An 18,227-nucleotide genomic window follows, 5' to 3' on the forward strand; every position below is an offset into this window, starting at 1 on the left:
ACGACGTCAGTGCGGCCGCGTGGCCGCACCGATAAAGATGATGTCCTCGGCGAGCAGCGGAAGCTGCCGCAGCAGCATCGACTTCAGCATTCCGGCGCGCATGAAGGTCGCCATCTTCACCTCGACCGGCGCATACCCGGCATCGATTGCGACCTTGGCGATCGTATAGGGCGTGAAGAAGAACCGGTGATCGCTGTTGATCGTCTCGACGTTCTTCAGGATACCCTTGATGTTGCCGCCCCTGAAGGCGTTCGGAACGGTGATCACGATCTGGTCGACGACGTCGCCGTAGTTCTCCCTGAAGCGCGACAGGAACGAGACCGGGTTGGGAATGTGCTCGACGACTTCGCCGAACACGGCGATGTCGAACTTCCGGCCGGATATTGCTTCGATCTTTTGACCCGACGTCACGTCTCCCGCGACCATGTTGTCGAGGCCGGAAACTCGTGACGCTTCCCGCACCGCGTCCGCATCGATATCGACGCCGACGGTGTATTCGGAACATTCCGTAATCAGGCCGTGCAGCCAATCCCGGTTGTCGATCTTGCGCTTGATGAGCGGCAGATGGTCACAGCACCCGACATGCAAGACCCGCTTGCCCCGACAGATATCCACCAGGACGTCGCATCTGTATCTGACGTCGCCGTCGCCCCGATACTGCACGACGATGGTGTCTTTGAACTTCGAGCCGTCGAGATAGGGATAGACTTGCGAAAAATCGGTAATGATCGACGACATCGGCTGGCCCTCGGTTACATGATTGGACGTTTCCCGACACAACTATACATAGCCAGCAATCAGAATTGTGACCGCTTTGCCGCCAAGGCCGACTAGAAGGGCGTCACGATGATGGCCGGAATCTATGCAATTTGCCGCTTGTCGCATCATGGGCGGCCGCGACATCGCTCGAACCAACGGAACCTGCTCAGGCCCATGCGTAGGACGGTTCGCCGGTCCGCGAACAAACGAGCAGCGCGGAACGGGTGACGGTTCCGAACAACACTGAACCGCCCGAAAAGCAGGTGTTGAACAAGAGCCTCTTTTGAGCGCAATGCCCCGATAACCCGACACGGCCCTGCGCCCCGCCTTGCTGCTTTAAGCGCGCATCCGATCGGGTGCTTCCGAGCGCACGATCCGCGCAGGTGCTCCCGCAGCGACGGAACGCGGCGGAACGTCACGCGTCACAACCGCGTTGGCGGCGACGTTTGCTCCTGCGCCAATCGAAATGGGGCCGACGATTACGGCACCGGTATAGATAACGGCATCGTCCCCGATGGTCGGACAACCCGGCTCATCCCAGGCGCGCCGGCCAAGCGTGACGTTGTGATACAGCATCACGGAACGGCCGATCCGCGCCCCCTCACCGATCACGACTCCGGTCGGATGCGGCAGGATCAGTCCCGGTCCGATTTCTGCGAGAACCGAGATGTAGCAGCCTCGCCGCATCAGCGCCCTCACGAGCAGCCAGGTGATCTGATGACCCCAGCGCGTCCGGAAGCGCAGCATCTTGGCGATCCGCCACGTCGTGATCACGGCAAAGCCCGGGCTCGTCAGCAAGGCGACGATAGCGGCTCCAACGCCGGACCTGCCGGTGTTTGCCATCAGGTCCTCGCGCCACGGAATTCCCGGCTGGGACTTGTCGTCCATTCCTTCTCCTGAAGACATCAACCGATCTCTACTAACCTGCCGAGGGAAGATTTGCCTGCATCGGCGGAACCGATCCGCCGAGCAGCGACTGCATGCTGTTCCAGATACGACGCCTGAATATCACGTAGCTGCAAAGCACGACGACCGCATAAACGGCCGTCGCGATCAGCCAATGCGACAGACTTGCGACCTCGCCCTTCGTCGCCACGAGCGCGCACAACGTCCCCAGGGACGTCCCCACAGTGGCGGGCATCAGGGAACCGAACAACGACGCATAGGGAACCCCGCAGTTGCGGGCTCCGATCATCAGCATGAAAGCGCAAACCAGGATCGATACGACGAGGTACACCACGGCGACGGCCGTGAGTCCGAACGGCAGTGCGACGACAAAAGCAAGAATCATGCTGGCGCTATTGGCGCTGCTCACCCAAAACTGGAGCCGCGCCTGGTTGTGGGCCAGCAGGATCGGGCCGGCATAGGCCGCAATCGACTGCGCGGCACCCGCGGGCGCGAGAATGGCGATCAGCGGCAGCACCTCCTGCCAATGCGGCGAAAGGAATGTCGCAACGGGATATTTCAGCCCGAAGGTCAGATAGATCATCGCCGGGAACGTGATCATCGCCGTCATGCCGAGCACCGCGCAAATTGCCGCCTTGCGCCGGTCCTGTTCCCGCTCGCCGCTCATCCGGCTCAAGGTGGCCATGAGAACCCCTCCGCCCGGCCAGGAGAGAATCATCAGCGGAAGCGTCATGAACTGGAAGGCGAGACCGAACAGGCCGACCGCCGCCGCGCCCAACTTGGCGCCGATCAGGAGATTGCCGACGTTTCTGGCAGTGAAGTTGAGGACGTTCGAGGCCAGCACCCAGCCGCCGAACGACAGCATCAGGGCGACGCCGCGCCATTTGAAGTTCAGATGAATGTGGCGTCTGGTGTTCACATAGAACGCGACGGCGCGCACCGCCTGCATCAGGACATAGTACGCGATCAACGCCCAGATCCCCCACCCGAGCAGGGCGCCGACCACGCCCACCGTCGCGGACGCCATCGCGGCCCCGGCTTCGATCAGGGCGATCGTTTGATATTGCAGCGAGCGCTCCAGAACCGCACGCGGTCCCATCGCGGAAATGGACAAGACGACCGAACCGGAGAGCGCGGCCAGCACGGCCGGCAGTCCCTGCATGTCGACGGCGGCTCCGAGCGGCTTCGATGCGGCGGCCAGCACCAATGCACAGCCGATCCCGATCGCGACCATCAGCGTCGTCGCCGCACCGGCCTCCTCCTTCGTGAGCGACGTCCTCTGGATCATCGCGCTCGACAGCCCGAGGTCGGTCAGCATGGAGATGAAGGCGATGAACGGCAGCGAAAACGCCACGAGCCCGAATTCCGTCGGCGTCACGAAATAGGTGATCAGCAGCGTGATGAGGAACTGAACCGCCGACTTCACGACGTTCACGCTCGACATCGAGAGCAGATTCTTGATGATCATGACGTTACCCGCATGTGATCCGGCTGAAACGATGGCGAGCGCATGCGCTCAGGCGACATAACGGGCTTCACGACGCACTCCGAAAAACAGTCCTCGCAGCGCCGGATCCAGCAAACGGCGCAGTCGCACTTCGATCAGCTCGTAACTGACCGCACCCGCTATCAGCGCGGCAATTAAGCCAAGACCTGCAAATCCGGCCCAGAGGAGCCAGAGATTGACTCCGTGCGCGGCCAGCTTCACTCCGATCACCTGCAACGGGAATAGCGCAAAAGGATGGACCAAATAGAGGCTATAGCTGATCTTTCCAAGGAACTGGAGGAATTTGCCGCTCAGAGCAACGGCAACACCGGAGTCTGGAGCAAGGACCATTCCAAACAGCAGCGCCCCCGGGAGCAAGCCGACCAGCGGATGCACATATTCGATCGAAACGTACATCGCGGCCCCGCAAAGGATGCCGGCCAGCAACCCGGGCCAGCCGACGACGCGGATCCGCAGGCTGACGAGACTGAACAGCAATCCGACAAGGAAGAACGCGGCGATCGGCCGAAAGGCGATGCCCGCGAGACCGAGCAGGATAAAAGGCGCCGCCAGAAGCCAGTTCTTCCGCCGCACCACCGTCACGAAGACCAGCGCGAACAGGATGTAGAACGCCCATTCGTAGCTCAGGGTCCAGGCGTTCTGCTGGCCGATAGGCAATCCCAGTGCGTCCGGCAGGAACGCCAGATTGACAAGGAACAGCTTGAGATATGTCGGCAGATCGATCCCCTTGAAGAACTTGTAGCCAACCAGGGGCCCTGCCGTGAACAGGATCAGGTGCAGGATCACGAACACGGGAAGGATACGCAGGGCGCGATCGAGAAAGAACTTCCCGACGCTGCGGTGGCGCATGAGGCTCGCCGGAATCAGGAAGCCGCTGATCATGAAGAACAGCTCGACGCCGTGCCCGCCCATGTTGACCGTCGCTTCAAGCCACGGCCAGATGGGGGGCAGGAAGCCCGCCAGAAGCGGCATGTCCTGGAGGTGCACGATCAGCACGCTGAGCGCCGCGACACCGCGCAGCCCCTGTATCGCCTCTACGAAATTCCTGCTGTCTCCGCTCACCACCACGATCCGATCTCAAGATGAAAGAAGGCGACGGACCGGAGCCCGCGCTGCGCGCCGCAGCTCATTGCATGAAGCACCATGGCGATCATGCCGGCCGCGAAACCAGATCCTCGACGTCAGGCGCGAGCGGTGCCGCACTCGAGGCGGTCCTGTCACCCTTCTCCCGCGCAAAGACCTCGCTGAAGGCCACGCCCAGCATGATCAGACCGCTTGCCGGGCCATAGGCCAAGACAGTGATGGTGAAGAGGTTCATGGCGACCGCGAAAGACAGCTTGTAGATGTCCCTGGTCCTTGCGACCGCGAGGATGACCAGGATCATGAACACCACGAAGATCGGCCCGAACATCAGGTAGGTGCCGAGGTAGAAATTATCCACCGGGACGTAATAGCTGAGCTTGTTCGAGAACAGCAGCTGCGGATAGTTGAAGCAACCGAGGCCGCAGCCGACGAAGAAGCCGACCGGCATGAGATCGGCCATGTAGACGAACGGCAGCTGCCAGCTGTTGTTGACGCGGTCCTGCAGGCTGAACAGGCCGCGCGACATGCTGACGAGGCCGTTGCCGGAGAACAAGGCGATCAGCACCGCCGGCACCAGGATCGACAGGAACGAAAGAAGCGCCATCCGCCGCAGCATGGGAAACTTCTCGCGCTCGGGAACGAGACGAACGATGATCAGGCAAAGAACGTAGATCACCATCACGCCGAGCGACGTCTTGTTTGTGGTCAATTTGATGGCGTAGAGACCGATGGGCGTCCAGAACAGGCACCACGGCAGACTTCGGCGCACCGAGATGATCACAAAGGAAATGAACACGAAGAACGCGGCCATCGTGCTGTCGGCAGCCAGTCCCGCCAGGCGTGTCTCGGAAGCCGACCACCACAGCCGCGTCGCCTGCCGCGTCGTGCCGAAAGTCTCGTAGGCATAGCCCACCCACGGCATCTGGAAGCGAGACGACAATATGATCCCGACGATCGTCAGGTAGAAGATCGGGTGAAGCCAGCGCTGTAGTCGATCGTAATCGCCGAAATTACGCCCGCAGAAGCAGAAGCCGACGAACACCGGCGCGATCATCTTGAACGACGACATCATGCCGCTGAAATAACCCAGGAACACATATCCGAGGTAGAGCGCAAAGCAGATGTAGAACAGCGTGAGGATGGCGACGAGGTTCCGTCCCATCAGGATGTAGCGCTGCACGAAGGCGAAAATGCAGACCAGGGCAAAAATGTCGGGCAGGAACCACAACGGACTGATCTTGAGGACCGCCAGATAATAGCGCAGCGCGCCCGCGAGCGCGTCGCGGTAGAAATAAAGCAGGAGTGCGATCGCCTCGAGATTGAAGAATGCACTGCCTTCCTGCTGATGATGCAGAGGCATCCGCACCGGATCGACGATGCGCCAGTCCGAACTCGGGAGAGCCGAAGAGCTGCTGGACATCGCGCCTCACTCCGCCGCGGCAACAGAGGGAACGGCACGGCGGCTGAACAGCCGAAGCACGAACCGCGAACCGGGCATCTCGACCCGGAGATAGGTGAAGTTGGAAAGCGCAAGCACGGCCACGACGAAGAAGGCCAGCAGCAGCGACGCCGCCAGTCCGGGAAGAAGGTTGTCCACCACCTGCAGACGCGCCGGCCCCACGCCCCGCGCGAAGTACTGGATGAGAACGAGGACGAGGGCGTGCACCATGTAGATCGAATAGGAGCGCTTGCCCAACCACACCAGGGGTCGAACAGACAACAGCTTCGGCAGGAGCCGCTCGGGAAACGCCATCAGCGAGCCCAGCAGAGCGGCGAAAACGATCGGCGCGACGAAGCTGAGCCGTTCATCGAAGCCGACGACACAGACCAGCACGACGGCAACGGCGGCCAGTCCAATTTGGCAAACCGACTGAACGAGAGGGCTCACCGCGCGGCCTCTCCCGGTGACGAAGCGAAGCGTGAGCACGCCGATGAAGAAACCCAGAAAGCATCGGGTGAAGCCGTTGGTCTGGAAATCAAGCGTTTCATTCTTGAGCACGAAGATGATGAGCGCCGCGCCCAGGACGGCCAGCACGGCACTGAGGACATAGACGAGCCTGATGTAGCCGAGCCGCTGCGCCATGACGACGACGCCGGCGAATACAATGTAGGTGTAGAATTCGGCGCTGATGCTCCAGCTCGGGCCGTTCCAGCTCAGATAGTCGAGCACGCCCATGGCATGGAGCAAAAACACGTTCGCGACGAACGAGTACACGTTGTTAACCTGGAGATCCGCCGATTCGTTGGTGGAGAAGTGCAGCAGGCCCATTTCGGTCAGCGATAGCCGCATCAGGCGGAACGCCAGAAACGCGAACAGCATGACGATGTGCAGCGGATAGATGCGTGCGATCCGACGCAGGGTAAACGTTCGGAAGTCGAACTCGCTGAATTCCGACTGAACGTAGCTCATCGAGATCACGATGCCGCTCAGCACGAAGAACAAATCGACGAAGAGCCAGGAATTGTGAAAGAACGCGACGTCGATCCAGGCGCGGTGAGGCAGCGCAGCGGCGAGCGGATCCGATCCGACGAAGTGATGGACGACGACGCAGAGGGCGGCGAGGCCGCGGACGCTGTCCAGTGGAACGTAGTGCGCCTTTGTTTGATGAGCTAGCACTTGAAAGACGCTCTACGATTCGACCAAAGCGAAATGCTGCGGTGCAATATAATGCCTCCACCGGGTGGTTTATTCAACTGAAAAGAGCCGAACCGCCGATCTCCGGCGCCGGACACTGCACACAAGATGCGGCAGCAAGAAGCCGGACACATCTGTGCTCCGGCTTCGGCAACGTGCTCATAAACTTCAATTCAGCTTTCGTGAGGCAACGGGCATTGCGTTTGGAACAGATCAGGGCTGCGCGCGCGAACCTCCGCCGCATTCCGTGCAATCGTGCGAATGACGGTCAACACGCCAGCTTGCATTAACTTGATCTCATGCGAGGTTCTGATAGCTCCGTCGGCGCTGAGCAGAACGACAGAGGGGCCTTTGGGCGCGATATCGCGATTTTTCGCCGCAGCCGTGTTTGTGCTGGCGCCACTTCCGCTCGGATCCCTCGACCTCGCGTGGATTTGCTTCTGGAATTTTCTGCTCGTTTGCAGCCTGCTGACCGCCGATCTCTCAGCGGTGAGCCGTCGCAACGCCATGCTGCTGATTCCGGCGGCAGTGACCGTCGCGACAGTGGGCGTCATCGTCACGTTGCAAATGTGGAGCGGCCCTCCTGCACAATCCGCAACCATCTGGGAACTGCCGCGACGGTCGTTCGGTCTTGCCCTGCCTGACCGCCTTTCTATGACCGCACGCGGACCGTGGTTGGCGTTCGGGTCGGTCCTGCTGCTGTCACTCGCCTTCACGCGCGCGGTGATTCTTGCAAGCGATGCGAGAGCTGCCCGTTCACTACTACGAATACTGGCATGGGCCGGGTGCCTGTATGCACTCTACGGAATCCTGGCGGAGCTGATCGCGCCTGACGTGGTCCTATTCCGGCAGAAGGAAGCCTATCTCGGCTTCGTCACGGGAACGTTTGTCAACCGAAACACGGCGGCGACGTTCTGGGGCACCTGCGCCCTGCTGTTTCTGGTGCCGCTCCTGCGCACTATGCACCGCCAGGAGAGCGGGCCGCCGGAGCAACCGGATTGGCGAGCGCAGCTGGAGCAGATGCTCTCCACGCCGGTGGCGCTTGGCGCGGGCTTCGCGATCTGCACGATTGCGCTTGCCATGACCGGATCGCGCGCGGGCCTTCTGCTGTCGGTCGGCACATTCGTGCTGGCCATCATCCTCTATCTCGTGCCGCTCGAACTCGGCAGATCGCGGAAATGGCTGGTCCTTGGCGGCTCGGCGGCTGCAGGGCTCGTGCTCCTGCAACTCGTCGGCGGCCTCGTCGCAGGGCGAATCGTCGAACATGGGCTGATCGATCCCCAGAGGATTGCAGCCTACCAGGCCTCATTAGGGATCATCGCCGATCATCGGCTGCTCGGAATCGGGCTCGGCAATTTCGAGGCTGTTTTTCCCGCCTACAGACCCACAGTGCTCGGCAGTCTCGGCATCTGGGATCGCGCCCACAGCACGCCGGTGGAAATTGCCGTCGAATTGGGCATTCCCGCCTTTGCCGTGATCGCGCTCGTCAGCCTCTGGTACTTTTACCATTTGCTTACCGGAAGCTTGCGCAGGAAGCGCGATCGCTACATACCCGTCATCGGCGCGAGCGTCGCCGTATTGGGCGTATCACATAGCTGCATCGATTTTTCACTGCAAATCCCAGGATATGGCGTGTTTTTCGCGGCTATCGTCGGATGTGGCCTCGCGCAATCGCTGCCGTCACAATTGCGAAAAGAACGTGGCAAATCTGCGCAAATCGAGTTAAAGTAAAAAGAATGGAAATGGGCAGGGCAATGAGTTGGAATTCTGGTAAGCGCTTCGCTGTGGTTGTCGGAGCACTAACATTATTTGGTGGGTCGCCGGCTGCATTTGCTGCGACCGGCGTGAGTGCAGGCTGTATCGCCAACACCGGAATCGTTTCCGCGGAGCGAGCCACCGACTTTCTGGCCAATCCCGGAGGCCTGCTCGATCAGTTCAAGGACGGCCAGGGCGGTCTCGCATCGGCTGTCCGCGACCTTCTGACCGCACGTCCCGAGACCGTCGAGGGCATTGCCTCATTAGCGAAGGCCAGCAGCGCGGATCAGAGCCGCGCCATCGGCGCCGGACTCGGCACTGCGGCTTCCACTTGCGTGCTGACGCAGCCTCAGGTTGCCCAGCTGATCCAGCAGGCGGTTCTCAAGACAGACAATCCCGATCTGATCCAGTCGTTCACCAGCATCACCGGCGATATCGCCACCGAAGTGACGGCGGGCGCCGATCCGACGGGCGAAACCACTGCCGGAGGCGGACCGGGCTCGACCGCCGCGGAGGCGCGCGGTGGCGCGGCAACCTCGACCGTGCCCGTGGTGCTGAATCAGAGCGGCGGCAGCGCCCAGTCGCAGACGCAAACGCTGTTTGCAGCGACGTCGACCGCGGTTCTGACCTCCGTAAGCCCGTCGCGTTGACGACTGGAACCGCCGCGTTGACAGCGGATTAACCACCCCTGCCCGGCCGGTCTCGAGACCGGCCGATTTCGCTACAATTGTAAATTTCCGCGGAACCAAAGCTCAAATCGTTTGTGAGATACCCGTAGCGTCAAAAAGAAAACGCGAAATGGGGATGTCATGAGCTGGATTATCAAATCGCTGGTTGCGATCGGGGTCGCGACGGCCGGTGCGGCAGCCAAGGCCGACACGCTGAACGACGGTTCACAAAACCAGGCAAAGCGCGCATTCATCAGCGAGTACGACAATGCGCTCGCGCCGCTGCAATTCGTCAAGTTCTGCATGAACTACGACACCGAATGCGCCGCCGACACCGCCGAACGGACCCTGCCTTCGGGCGAGCGGGCAATGAGCATGCTGCGCGAGGTCAACAGTTCGGTCAACGCGTCCATCACTCCGATGCAGAAATCCACCAATCCGATGGTGGCGCGCTGGACGCTTGCGCCGTCCGCCGGCGATTGCAACGACTACGCGGTCACCAAGCGCCATCAGCTGATCGAGATGGGCTGGCCCAGATCGGCGCTGCGACTTGCAGTTGTCCTGACGGGCGGCAGGGGCCACCTTGTGCTGGTCGCGCGTCTCGCCGACGGAGACTTCGTTCTCGACAATCTTTCCGCTTCGGTGCGCCCCTGGAACGCGGCGGACTATGAATGGATCTCGATGCAGTCCGGCGGCAACCCGCAATTCTGGGTCGCGATCGGCGAGCATGGCGAGCGCCTGCGCGCCACGCGTCTCGCGATGCTGCGAACCGTCCAATAGATCGCGCGTTCCACTCTACCCGCCCCCAATCGACAGGCGCGAGGTGATGGTCCCTGGACCATTCCCTCGCCTTTGTCTTGACCATGGCGTTTGCCTAAGAATCGTGCTTAAGGCATGCGACCTTGATGCAATCATTTGCTGAATCTGCGTCTGATCGCAGCAGCAGCTTCGTTGATGTTGAATCGCGGTGCGGAGGATGGCAATTCGGTCCGCGCTGGGTTATATTTTGCGCCGCACAAGAATTTGACATAGTTTTGGGCCATCAAGGACCTACGGTCTAAATCGATACGCCATCCATAGTTCGCAACGAGATATGAGCGCGATCCTCCTCAAACTCGATAGCTTGTTGCGTGGTCCTCTCCGGGCTTCGCCGATTGCCGTCGCCGTTGCGCTGTTCGCAGCGTTTGCAACGCCGGCGCATGCGCAATGCGTCGATCGCGGCGAACGCGCCCCATCGGCCGCGATCAGTGCCTTCGTCTCGGATCCCTCGGTTCTGTTGCGGCAGTCGAAGAACGACAGGGACAAGCTCTCGGGACGGCTAACCGGGCTGCTGGTGACCGACATCGCGGCGCTCGAGCCGGTCCGGGACATGTTGCGCGAGGCGAGCCAGGCCGATCGCATCGCAATCGGCGCCGGGCTTCACCGTGCCGAGGAGCGCTGCGTCGCGACCAAACCCGACGTCGCGCGCAGGATCAGCGAATTCGTCGCCAAGCTGCACGACGGCTCCGTGCTTAAGGGATATTTCGCGGATCAGGATACGGCGGTTGCGCCCGCTTCGGGGAGCCCTGCCCCATCTACAGCCAATAACCAGCCGGCAGGCTCGAGCCAGGGCGCCGGCCTGATGTCGGGTGAATGGAAGACCGAACTCGCCGACCCGTTCAAGCCCGTTCCCCTCCCTGAGTGACAACCTCAAGATTCCCAGAGATGTTTCAGCCACGAGACCAGTTTCCGCAACGTCCGAGATATGCCATCGAGGTCGGTGGCACGACGCTTAGCGCCGAGCGCGCTCTGGACATCGTACGTCGCCAATGGCCGCTGATCGTCGCCATCGTGGCCGGTACGCTCGCGCTCGTTCTCGTCTACCTGATCGTTGCGACGCCGATGTACACGGCAAATGCGCGCATTCTGATGGATACGCGTCAGACCCAGGTGCTGGACAAGGACAGCGGAACCGCCAACGCGCTGATCGACCCGGGCTTCGTCGACAGCCAGGTCGAGATTCTCCAGTCCGACGACCTGCTCCTGTCGATCGTCCGGCGCCTGAAGCTCACCGAGGATTCGGAGTTCAACGGTTCAGACCCAGGATTGATTCCGCTGGTCATCGGCAAGGTCATCGCGATGTTCGGATCGGATGGCCCTCCGAGCAAGGAGCGCGTCGAGCGTGGCGCGGTCGAGCTGCTCCAGAAGAATCTCAAGGTCGAGCGCGTGCTGACGACCTATGTCCTTTCGATGAACTTCCGCTCGATCGATCCGAACAAGGCGGCGCAGATCGCGAACGCCATCGCGGACGCCTACATCGTGGGCGCGCTGGAAGCGAAATATCAGTCGACCAAGCGCGCCGGCGAATGGCTCCAGCAACGCAGCGCCGAGCTGCGTGAGCAAGCGACAGCGAGCGATCGCGCCGTGCAAACGTTCAAGGCGCAGAACAACATCGTCGGCACCAGCCGGGGCCTGATGAGCGAGCAGCAGCTCGCCGACGTCAACTCTCAGCTCATCGCCGCGCATGCGGCAACCGCGGAGGCCAAGGCCCGTCTCGACCGGATCGAGGCGTTGCTGGACAAGGACCTGGTCCAGCCGACGGTGACGGACGCCCTCAACAACACCGTGATCACCCGCCTGCGCGCCCAGTATCTCGACCTTGCGGCCCAATATGCCGATTGGTCGACCCGCTACGGCAAGACCCACCAGGCGGCCGTCAACCTGTCCAACCGCATGGACGAGCTGCGCAAGGCCATCGCGGACGAAGTGCGCCGTATCGCGGACGCGTATCGCAGCGAATACGAGATCGCCAAGAGCCGCGAGACGGCACTCGAGGACAACCTCAAGAATCTCGTGTCCCAGGCCGGCAGCACCAGCCAGGCGCAGGTCAAGCTGCGCGATCTCGAGAGCGCGGCGGACACCTATCGCAACCTCTACAACAACTTCCTCGAGAAGCTTCAGAACGCGACGCAGAACCAGAGCTTCCCGATCAGCGAAGCGCGCATCATCAGCACGGCGGTCAAGCCTGACAAGAAGAGCTCGCCCAAGACGCTGCTGGCGCTGGCCGGCGGCCTGCTCGGCGGCCTCTGTTTCGGCTTCGGCGCCGCCTTCACGAAGGAGCTGATGAGCGACGTACTGCGGTCTCCGAACGACGTCGAGGACCAGCTCGGGGTGAAATGCCTCGGCGTCCTTCCCGACATTCGCCCGGCGAGAGCCTCGGCGGATCATCCGGAAGCAAACATATCGAGCTACGTCGTCGAGCATCCGTTCTCGCGGTTTGCGGAGACGCTGCGGAACATCAAGGTGTCGATCGACGTCGCGCGCCTCTCGCGCGAGGTCAAGGTGATCGGCATCCTGTCGTCCCTGCCGAAGGAAGGAAAAACCACGGTCGCCGCCAATTTCGGTCATCTGACCGCGTTGACCGGCCACCGCACACTGCTGATCGACGGCGACCTTCACACTCGCTCGCTGACGCGGGCGCTGGCTCCACATTCCAAGACCGGTCTGGTCGAAGCCCTCAAGGATCCGCACTCGTTCGGCTACCACATCCAGCGCAGCAAGGAGAGCGGGCTCGACTTCCTGCCCTCCGTCGTCGCCTCGCGCATGGTGAACTCGGCGGACGTCATTGCCTCGAAGTCGATGGCCGACCTGCTCGCGGTGGTTCGCGAGGAGTATGAGTACATCGTCATCGATCTGGCGCCGGTGATGCCGGTGGCCGACGCCAAGGCCGTCAGCCACCTCGTCGATGCGATGGTTTACGTGATCGAGTGGGGTCGCACGAGCCGCAATGCGCTCCAGGAATCGATGGCCAGCTCCGAGGGCATCCAGAAGAAGCTCCTGGGCGCCGTGCTCAATCGCGCCAATCCGAAGATGCTGAAGCGGATCGAGGCGTACAAGGGCTCGCACTACAACAGCTATTATGTCGAGGGCGCCTAGCGCCGAGCCGCCGGCACAGCAGCCGGCGGGATCCGCGTTTCGCTGGCTTCTGCGCGGCTCGACCATCGCTCTCGCCGCTGTCGCGCTGCTCTGGGTCGCATCGGTTGTCCCGGATGTGACCAATCCCGCGGTCCCGCAGATCGCCGGCCGCGTGGCGCGCGGCGAACGCTATGAAACCGATAGCTTGAGGCGGATCGTGGGGGACAATCTGCCGTCCGCCCGCCGGCTATGCAGCGCCAAGACGCTGCGCGAACTCCTGCTGCTCCAGCTCGCAATCGCCGACGACTCGACCCGCGCAGGCGATCTGAAGCAGATCGACATCGACGCAGACGCCGTCGCGTCCACGAGCCTCGCGTTGCTGACGTGCGCACCGACGGAAGGACTGGGCTGGTTCGGCCGCTACTGGGCCGAAATCCGCCAGGTCGGCTTCGGGCCGCGCACAGCGGAGTTGCTGGATCTTTCCTATCGCTTCGCGCCGCACGAGGCCTGGCTCCAGCTCATCCGCGCACCGTTGGCTCTTCGCGTCTTCAACGCGGTCTCGCCGGAGCTCAAGGACTACGCCACACAGGACTTCGCCGACATCTTCCAGGCCCGCCTGTTCCCCAGCGCCGCCACGCTCTATCAGGCGGCGGGCATGGAGGCGCGCGTCGCGCTGCTCGAACGCACTTGCGCGGCGCCGGAAGCCGATCGGGACCTGTTCTCGCATTTCGTCGCGGAGAAAGGCCTGCGGGTCCGCCATCGCTGCTATCCAACCGACGGCGACGGCGTTCGAACGAGCCGTTGAGGTTGGCAGGGGCTCGCGGCGTGTGCGCCGATGTCCGCGACATTCGGCGCCACGCAAACACCTCGCCTATTTGAGTTCGGTTCGCGGAACGCCTTGGGAAGGGCTGTCGGGCAGGTATTGCAGGAAGAATTTGGTCAGCCCGCGGCGGCTGCGCAGGATCGGCGACTCGAAGTACTTCCAGGACACATGCGCGACCGCGTAGGAGATCACGAAGCCGATGGCTGCGCCCGCGCTGATCTTCACGCTGTTGGGCACCGACATCCCGCCATAGAGCGTGAGCGCCTTGCCGAGCGGGTTCGGGATGAAGTTATGCACGAGATAGAAGCCGTAGCTGATCTTCCCGAGATGCTCGAGCGGCTTCCACTCCAGTGCGTGAACAACGACACTTTCCTGGTTGGCGCGAACCCACCACACCAGGGCGACTAGGCAAAGCCCGATCGCAGTGTCGATCACCGGGAAAAGATACGAAGGCGCGTCGTAAATCACGCCGTTCGAGCACAACGCGAACGCCAAAATGAGGAGAAACGCGAACGTGCCGTTTCCGTTCGGAGCCCATCCTTGCCTGTGCAGATGCAGGATCGTGATCGCGCCACCGAACGCGATCAGGCTGAAATTCCAGGGCGACAAGGTGTGGATGGCGGTGTGATTGAAGCCCGACGAATACATCAGGAAATGGCCGACCAGCCCGAGGGCGACGACGCACATGCAGGTGACGAAATGGCGCTCCAGAGGAAGCAGGATGAACAGGAAGGGCGCGACCACGTAAAACTGCTGCTCGACCGAGAGCGTCCAGAGCACGCCGAAGGGACCTGCGGTCCCGCCGATGACGCTGCCGATCCAGTAGTTGGACAGGTACACGACGTGATAGCGGAAGCCGAGGTCGGGCCCCGCGTGCTGAAAATACGCCCGGGTCAGGAACAGGATGGCGAGAAGCGCATAATATGCGGGAAAGATGCGCGTCGCGCGCTTCACCCAGAAGGTGACGATTTCAGCTGCAGGCCGGGACGCGGCCGTCTCGGCCTTGCTGCGCTGCCGGTTGAGCTCGCCGATGATGAGGAACCCGCTCAGGATGAAGAAGATCCAGACGCCGACGCTGCCTGAGTAGAACTGCAGTCCGCACTTGTGATTGAGATAGACCAGAACGACCGAAAGACCGCGCAGTCCGTTGAAGCCTAGAATACTGCCCGACTTTTCGGCGTTGGGGCGGTCGGATCCAAGTAGGGACATTGCTGGTTCTTCTCTTTGCACGGAGACCGAGAGCTACAGTCCCCTGGTTCTCAACTCTGTCAATTCTTCAGCCGACAGACGGCCGCCCGCAAACTCCGAGAGCAGAAAGAGCGCGACCTTGGGCCTGTCGATCTCGTACATCAGCCCAAACCTGTTCTCCGGAGGCTTCTTCTGCGGCTCGTCGAAAAGCTCGTAGACCATGACGCTTTCGATCTCGACGTCTTTCTGGTTCTTCAGATATTGGAAGGTGTCCCGCAACGTCCGCAGGCATTGCTCCGTCAGAGCATCGCCAGGCTGGTTTCCATAGGCCGGCTTGTAGATCTCGCCGCAATTGACCTCGTTGAACGTCACCGGGCGGCGATAGGACGCGAGCTTCTTGAACAGGTCGAAGGGCAAATTTCGTCCATTCCAGTGCCGATGCGGATTCTGCCCCGCCACCTCGTAATAGTGGTAGGAGATCACGTCGTATTTCACGCCCCTGGACTCCATGAAGTCCAGGAAGCCCAGCATCGTCGAGGTCGTGTTCAACACCTTGCGCAGATGGCTTCCGGTCTCGCGATTGATCTGGTCGATGGCATCGGAGGCGCCATGCAACACCTGGGCCCAATCCTCCATCACCGGCATTTCGAAGTCAGCCGCCGTCATCCCGCGCCCGAACAGCTTTTTCCCGTCGGAATCGAGAGCGAGCAGGTTGATCTCGTTCTCCAGCTCCCAGTCGAGGACATCTGTGCTGAACTGCCGGACGAACGCGTAGGTCCGATCGTAACCCTGCCTGTAGAGGGCTTCCCCGTCTCCCTTCGGATAGCGCCCTCTGTCTGTGCGGTCGCCATAGCGGAAGGGGAAGTTGATGAGAGGATGAAGCGTGATCGAATATCTTTTGGCCAGCGCGACGGTTTTCCGGAACATCGGCGCTTCGACCGGCTCGGCATCCTGCGTGAGATTGAGGCCAGTCCTGTATTGCGTCAGCCCTCGCGCCTTCATCAGCTGAAAGATCGGCTCGAGATCCCTGCGCTTCTGCGGCGGTCCGCCGACGCCCCATTCCAATGCGAGCGCATCGGAGCAGGACGCGACAACCGCGACGGCGAGCAGCAACAGCATGAGGGCTGACCTGACAAGGCGATGGCTCAATCTGCAAGGCTCCGCGTTTCGGTGGCTCCAATGGCCGATGGGGGGCGATAGATCGCGTGCTGCAAGATGCAGGCCGTCTCCGCCTCGCACGGACGTGATCGGCATCCAGCGCGACGAATGCGCGCCAGATTCAGTCCGGCTCAGTAGGCTTCCTGATGAATCAGCGCCAGCGCGGTCTTCAGGATGATCCTGATGTCGAGCCAGATGCTCCAGTTGCTGACGTACCAGACGTCATACTCGACCCGCTTTTCCATCAGATCGATGGTCGGCGTCTCGCCACGGAAGCCGTTGACTTGGGCCCATCCGGTCAGGCCCGGCTTCATGTGATGCCGGTACACGTAATTGCTGATGAGCTGGTCGTAGTAATTGTCATGCGCAAGCGCGTGCGGGCGCGGCCCGACCAGCGACATCTCGCCGCGAAGAACGTTCCAGAGCTGCGGCAGCTCGTCGATGCTGGTCCGACGCAGCACGCGGCCGACACGGGTGACACGCGCGTCGCTCTTCGTCGCCTGCGTGACGACATGACCGTTCTCCGCCACCGTCATGGAACGGAACTTCCAGATCTCGAACTGCTTGCCGTTGAAGCCGCGCCGGGACTGCTTGAAGATCACGTTGCCCCTGGAATCGAGCTTGATCATGATCGCGGCCGTCACCAGCAGCGGCGCCAGCAGCAGCAGGGCGAACGAGGCAAGGCCGATATCGAGGCAGCGCTTCTGCGCCTGCTCGAACACGCTGAGCGGCGCACGCTGGATCTCAATCGCGACCGTGCCGCTGACCGGCTGGAACGGACGCGACACCAGATCCGCGATCGGAAAATCCGGCAGGAGACGAATCGGCTGGGGAACGACGCGCAGATGCTGGCTCAGCTTCTGGAGAAGCGGCATCTCGTCCCAGTCGATGACCAGGAGATATTCTTCCACGTCCGCCGTCCGGCCCTGACGAATGATGTCGCGAATCTCGCTATCCCAGCCTGCGCCCTCTTCGGACGGCTCGAGCACGAAATGCCGCACGACGTTGAAGCCATGCTTGCGCAGATCCTTGAAGCGGGTCGAGGTGAAATCGAGCGGCTTGAGGCTGAGCAGCACGACCTTGCGATCGACCAGACGGCCCTTGGCATAGCTCGAGGTCAGGGCCAGGCGCCACAACACGCGGAGCCCGCCCAAGGCAACGCCGCCGGTCGCAGCGAACAGCAGCGTAGTTCCGCGCGACAGATCCGCGGACGATTTGAGCAGGAACGCCTCGACCGCGAGGATGGTCAACGAGATCAGCCAGACCGCCAGGGCCTTGCGCAGCTGCCAGACCGTGCTCAACAGGCGGTGATGATCGTAGACGCCCTGGAAATAGGCGATGGTCACGAACACCGCGCCGACGACGAGACCGGCTCCGACGGACGAATCCTGCTCGACGACAAGCACGCGATACAAACCGCTCGCGACGAAATAGCTGAGCAGCACGGCGAGGAAGTCGCCGGCGATCAAAGCCACCTGGAGGGGTCTCTGGAGGGCACCGCGTCGGTTCGATATAGCCGAATAATAGTTTTCCGAACCGTAAGTTGCTACAGCCATCCGAACCTCGCTGCCTCGTCACGCACCCGCAATCACGATTGCGAGCAAATCGATCGAAATTTTTCGACGTGCGCCGAAGTATATCTTAACTAAACAAAGCGACATTGCGGCAGTGCACCGAAAAAATCAAATCGATTTTTCTGCAACGCAGTATCGCATCGAGAGAATGCTCAAACTGCTGTCACACACGTGACAATTATGCGGGCAATGCGCCGCGATTTCTGTCAAATCGCGTCATTTTCGCGCAGCGCGTCGCGCGCATTTGAACGACTGTTCAACCATGCCGCTTAAGTCG

Annotated in this window: 15 protein-coding genes; 6 read left to right on the forward strand and 9 right to left on the reverse strand. The window is 61.6% G+C overall.

Features of this window, described 5'->3' with window-relative positions:
• Positions 1 to 6 precede the first annotated feature (6 nt).
• From ACVWW6_RS40510 to ACVWW6_RS40535, 6 genes are all read right to left on the reverse strand, one after another.
• Positions 7 to 738 carry a class I SAM-dependent methyltransferase gene (locus ACVWW6_RS40510; protein WP_028174315.1) on the reverse strand — a complete coding sequence of 244 codons (732 nt, stop codon included), beginning with the start codon at positions 736 to 738 and terminating at the stop codon, positions 7 to 9.
• 357 nt (positions 739 to 1,095) lie between these two features.
• The gene (locus tag ACVWW6_RS40515; protein WP_304551074.1) at positions 1,096 to 1,647 is read right to left on the reverse strand and encodes a serine O-acetyltransferase; all 552 of its coding nucleotides are present in this window, start codon (positions 1,645 to 1,647) and stop codon (positions 1,096 to 1,098) included.
• A 31-nt stretch (positions 1,648 to 1,678) separates the two neighbouring features.
• Entirely contained in the window at positions 1,679 to 3,133 is a 1,455-nt protein-coding gene (locus ACVWW6_RS40520) for a lipopolysaccharide biosynthesis protein (RefSeq protein ID WP_011085157.1), read from the reverse strand.
• Positions 3,134 to 3,181: 48 nt separating this feature from the next.
• Positions 3,182 to 4,234 (reverse strand): acyltransferase family protein, encoded by a 1,053-nt coding sequence (locus ACVWW6_RS40525; protein WP_304551073.1) that lies wholly within the window; start codon positions 4,232 to 4,234, stop codon positions 3,182 to 3,184.
• Between the two features lie 88 nt (positions 4,235 to 4,322).
• Positions 4,323 to 5,675: a hypothetical protein gene (locus ACVWW6_RS40530; protein WP_456682736.1), complete on the reverse strand. Its 1,353-nt coding sequence runs from the start codon at positions 5,673 to 5,675 to the stop codon at positions 4,323 to 4,325.
• Between the two features lie 6 nt (positions 5,676 to 5,681).
• Entirely contained in the window at positions 5,682 to 6,872 is a 1,191-nt protein-coding gene (locus tag ACVWW6_RS40535) for an acyltransferase family protein (protein WP_456682737.1), read from the reverse strand.
• A gap of 279 nt (positions 6,873 to 7,151) precedes the next feature.
• Between ACVWW6_RS40535 and ACVWW6_RS40540 the strand changes: the two genes are divergently transcribed.
• The 6 genes from ACVWW6_RS40540 to ACVWW6_RS40565 all read left to right on the forward strand — a co-directional run bounded on the left by ACVWW6_RS40540 (position 7,152) and on the right by ACVWW6_RS40565 (position 14,012).
• The gene (locus ACVWW6_RS40540; protein WP_456682738.1) at positions 7,152 to 8,621 is read left to right on the forward strand and encodes an O-antigen ligase family protein; all 1,470 of its coding nucleotides are present in this window, start codon (positions 7,152 to 7,154) and stop codon (positions 8,619 to 8,621) included.
• A gap of 23 nt (positions 8,622 to 8,644) precedes the next feature.
• Positions 8,645 to 9,295: a hypothetical protein gene (locus ACVWW6_RS40545; protein ID WP_028174311.1), complete on the forward strand. Its 651-nt coding sequence runs from the start codon at positions 8,645 to 8,647 to the stop codon at positions 9,293 to 9,295.
• Between the two features lie 159 nt (positions 9,296 to 9,454).
• The gene (locus ACVWW6_RS40550) at positions 9,455 to 10,093 is read left to right on the forward strand and encodes a transglutaminase-like cysteine peptidase (RefSeq protein ID WP_028174310.1); all 639 of its coding nucleotides are present in this window, start codon (positions 9,455 to 9,457) and stop codon (positions 10,091 to 10,093) included.
• Positions 10,094 to 10,439: 346 nt separating this feature from the next.
• On the forward strand, positions 10,440 to 10,997 hold the full coding sequence (locus tag ACVWW6_RS40555) for a hypothetical protein (RefSeq protein ID WP_231166652.1): 558 nt from the start codon (positions 10,440 to 10,442) through the stop codon (positions 10,995 to 10,997).
• A 20-nt stretch (positions 10,998 to 11,017) separates the two neighbouring features.
• The gene (locus tag ACVWW6_RS40560) at positions 11,018 to 13,228 is read left to right on the forward strand and encodes a GNVR domain-containing protein (protein ID WP_028174309.1); all 2,211 of its coding nucleotides are present in this window, start codon (positions 11,018 to 11,020) and stop codon (positions 13,226 to 13,228) included.
• The gene (locus ACVWW6_RS40565; RefSeq protein WP_456682739.1) at positions 13,212 to 14,012 is read left to right on the forward strand and encodes a hypothetical protein; all 801 of its coding nucleotides are present in this window, start codon (positions 13,212 to 13,214) and stop codon (positions 14,010 to 14,012) included. Before ACVWW6_RS40560 ends, ACVWW6_RS40565 begins: the two co-directional genes overlap by 17 nt.
• 66 nt (positions 14,013 to 14,078) lie before the next feature.
• On the opposite strand, the gene ACVWW6_RS40570 is transcribed toward ACVWW6_RS40565, so the two are convergent.
• From ACVWW6_RS40570 to ACVWW6_RS40580, 3 genes are all read right to left on the reverse strand, one after another.
• Positions 14,079 to 15,239, reverse strand: coding sequence for an acyltransferase family protein (locus ACVWW6_RS40570; protein WP_038966607.1), 1,161 nt, complete (start codon positions 15,237 to 15,239; stop codon positions 14,079 to 14,081).
• A 33-nt stretch (positions 15,240 to 15,272) separates the two neighbouring features.
• On the reverse strand, positions 15,273 to 16,337 hold the full coding sequence (locus ACVWW6_RS40575; RefSeq protein ID WP_404523678.1) for a glycoside hydrolase family protein: 1,065 nt from the start codon (positions 16,335 to 16,337) through the stop codon (positions 15,273 to 15,275).
• A gap of 170 nt (positions 16,338 to 16,507) precedes the next feature.
• Positions 16,508 to 17,932, reverse strand: coding sequence for an undecaprenyl-phosphate glucose phosphotransferase (locus ACVWW6_RS40580; protein WP_011085145.1), 1,425 nt, complete (start codon positions 17,930 to 17,932; stop codon positions 16,508 to 16,510).
• Positions 17,933 to 18,227: the final 295 nt, after the last annotated feature.

Source organism: Bradyrhizobium sp. USDA 3311 (assembly GCF_054062495.1).

Bases quoted from the DNA above. Each gene is read 5' to 3' on its own strand.
- ACVWW6_RS40510 (WP_028174315.1), bottom strand. From the start codon at position 738: ATGTCGTCGATCATTACCGATTTTTCGCAAGTCTATCCCTATCTCGAC.
- ACVWW6_RS40515 (WP_304551074.1), bottom strand. From the start codon at position 1,647: ATGGACGACAAGTCCCAGCCGGGAATTCCGTGGCGCGAGGACCTGATG.
- ACVWW6_RS40520 (WP_011085157.1), bottom strand. From the start codon at position 3,133: ATGATCATCAAGAATCTGCTCTCGATGTCGAGCGTGAACGTCGTGAAG.
- ACVWW6_RS40530 (WP_456682736.1), bottom strand. From the start codon at position 5,675: ATGTCCAGCAGCTCTTCGGCTCTCCCGAGTTCGGACTGGCGCATCGTC.
- ACVWW6_RS40540 (WP_456682738.1), top strand. From the start codon at position 7,152: ATGACGGTCAACACGCCAGCTTGCATTAACTTGATCTCATGCGAGGTT.
- ACVWW6_RS40545 (WP_028174311.1), top strand. From the start codon at position 8,645: ATGAGTTGGAATTCTGGTAAGCGCTTCGCTGTGGTTGTCGGAGCACTA.
- ACVWW6_RS40550 (WP_028174310.1), top strand. From the start codon at position 9,455: ATGAGCTGGATTATCAAATCGCTGGTTGCGATCGGGGTCGCGACGGCC.
- ACVWW6_RS40560 (WP_028174309.1), top strand. From the start codon at position 11,018: ATGTTTCAGCCACGAGACCAGTTTCCGCAACGTCCGAGATATGCCATC.
- ACVWW6_RS40565 (WP_456682739.1), top strand. From the start codon at position 13,212: ATGTCGAGGGCGCCTAGCGCCGAGCCGCCGGCACAGCAGCCGGCGGGA.
- ACVWW6_RS40570 (WP_038966607.1), bottom strand. From the start codon at position 15,239: ATGTCCCTACTTGGATCCGACCGCCCCAACGCCGAAAAGTCGGGCAGT.
- ACVWW6_RS40575 (WP_404523678.1), bottom strand. From the start codon at position 16,337: ATGCTGTTGCTGCTCGCCGTCGCGGTTGTCGCGTCCTGCTCCGATGCG.
- ACVWW6_RS40580 (WP_011085145.1), bottom strand. From the start codon at position 17,932: ATGGCTGTAGCAACTTACGGTTCGGAAAACTATTATTCGGCTATATCG.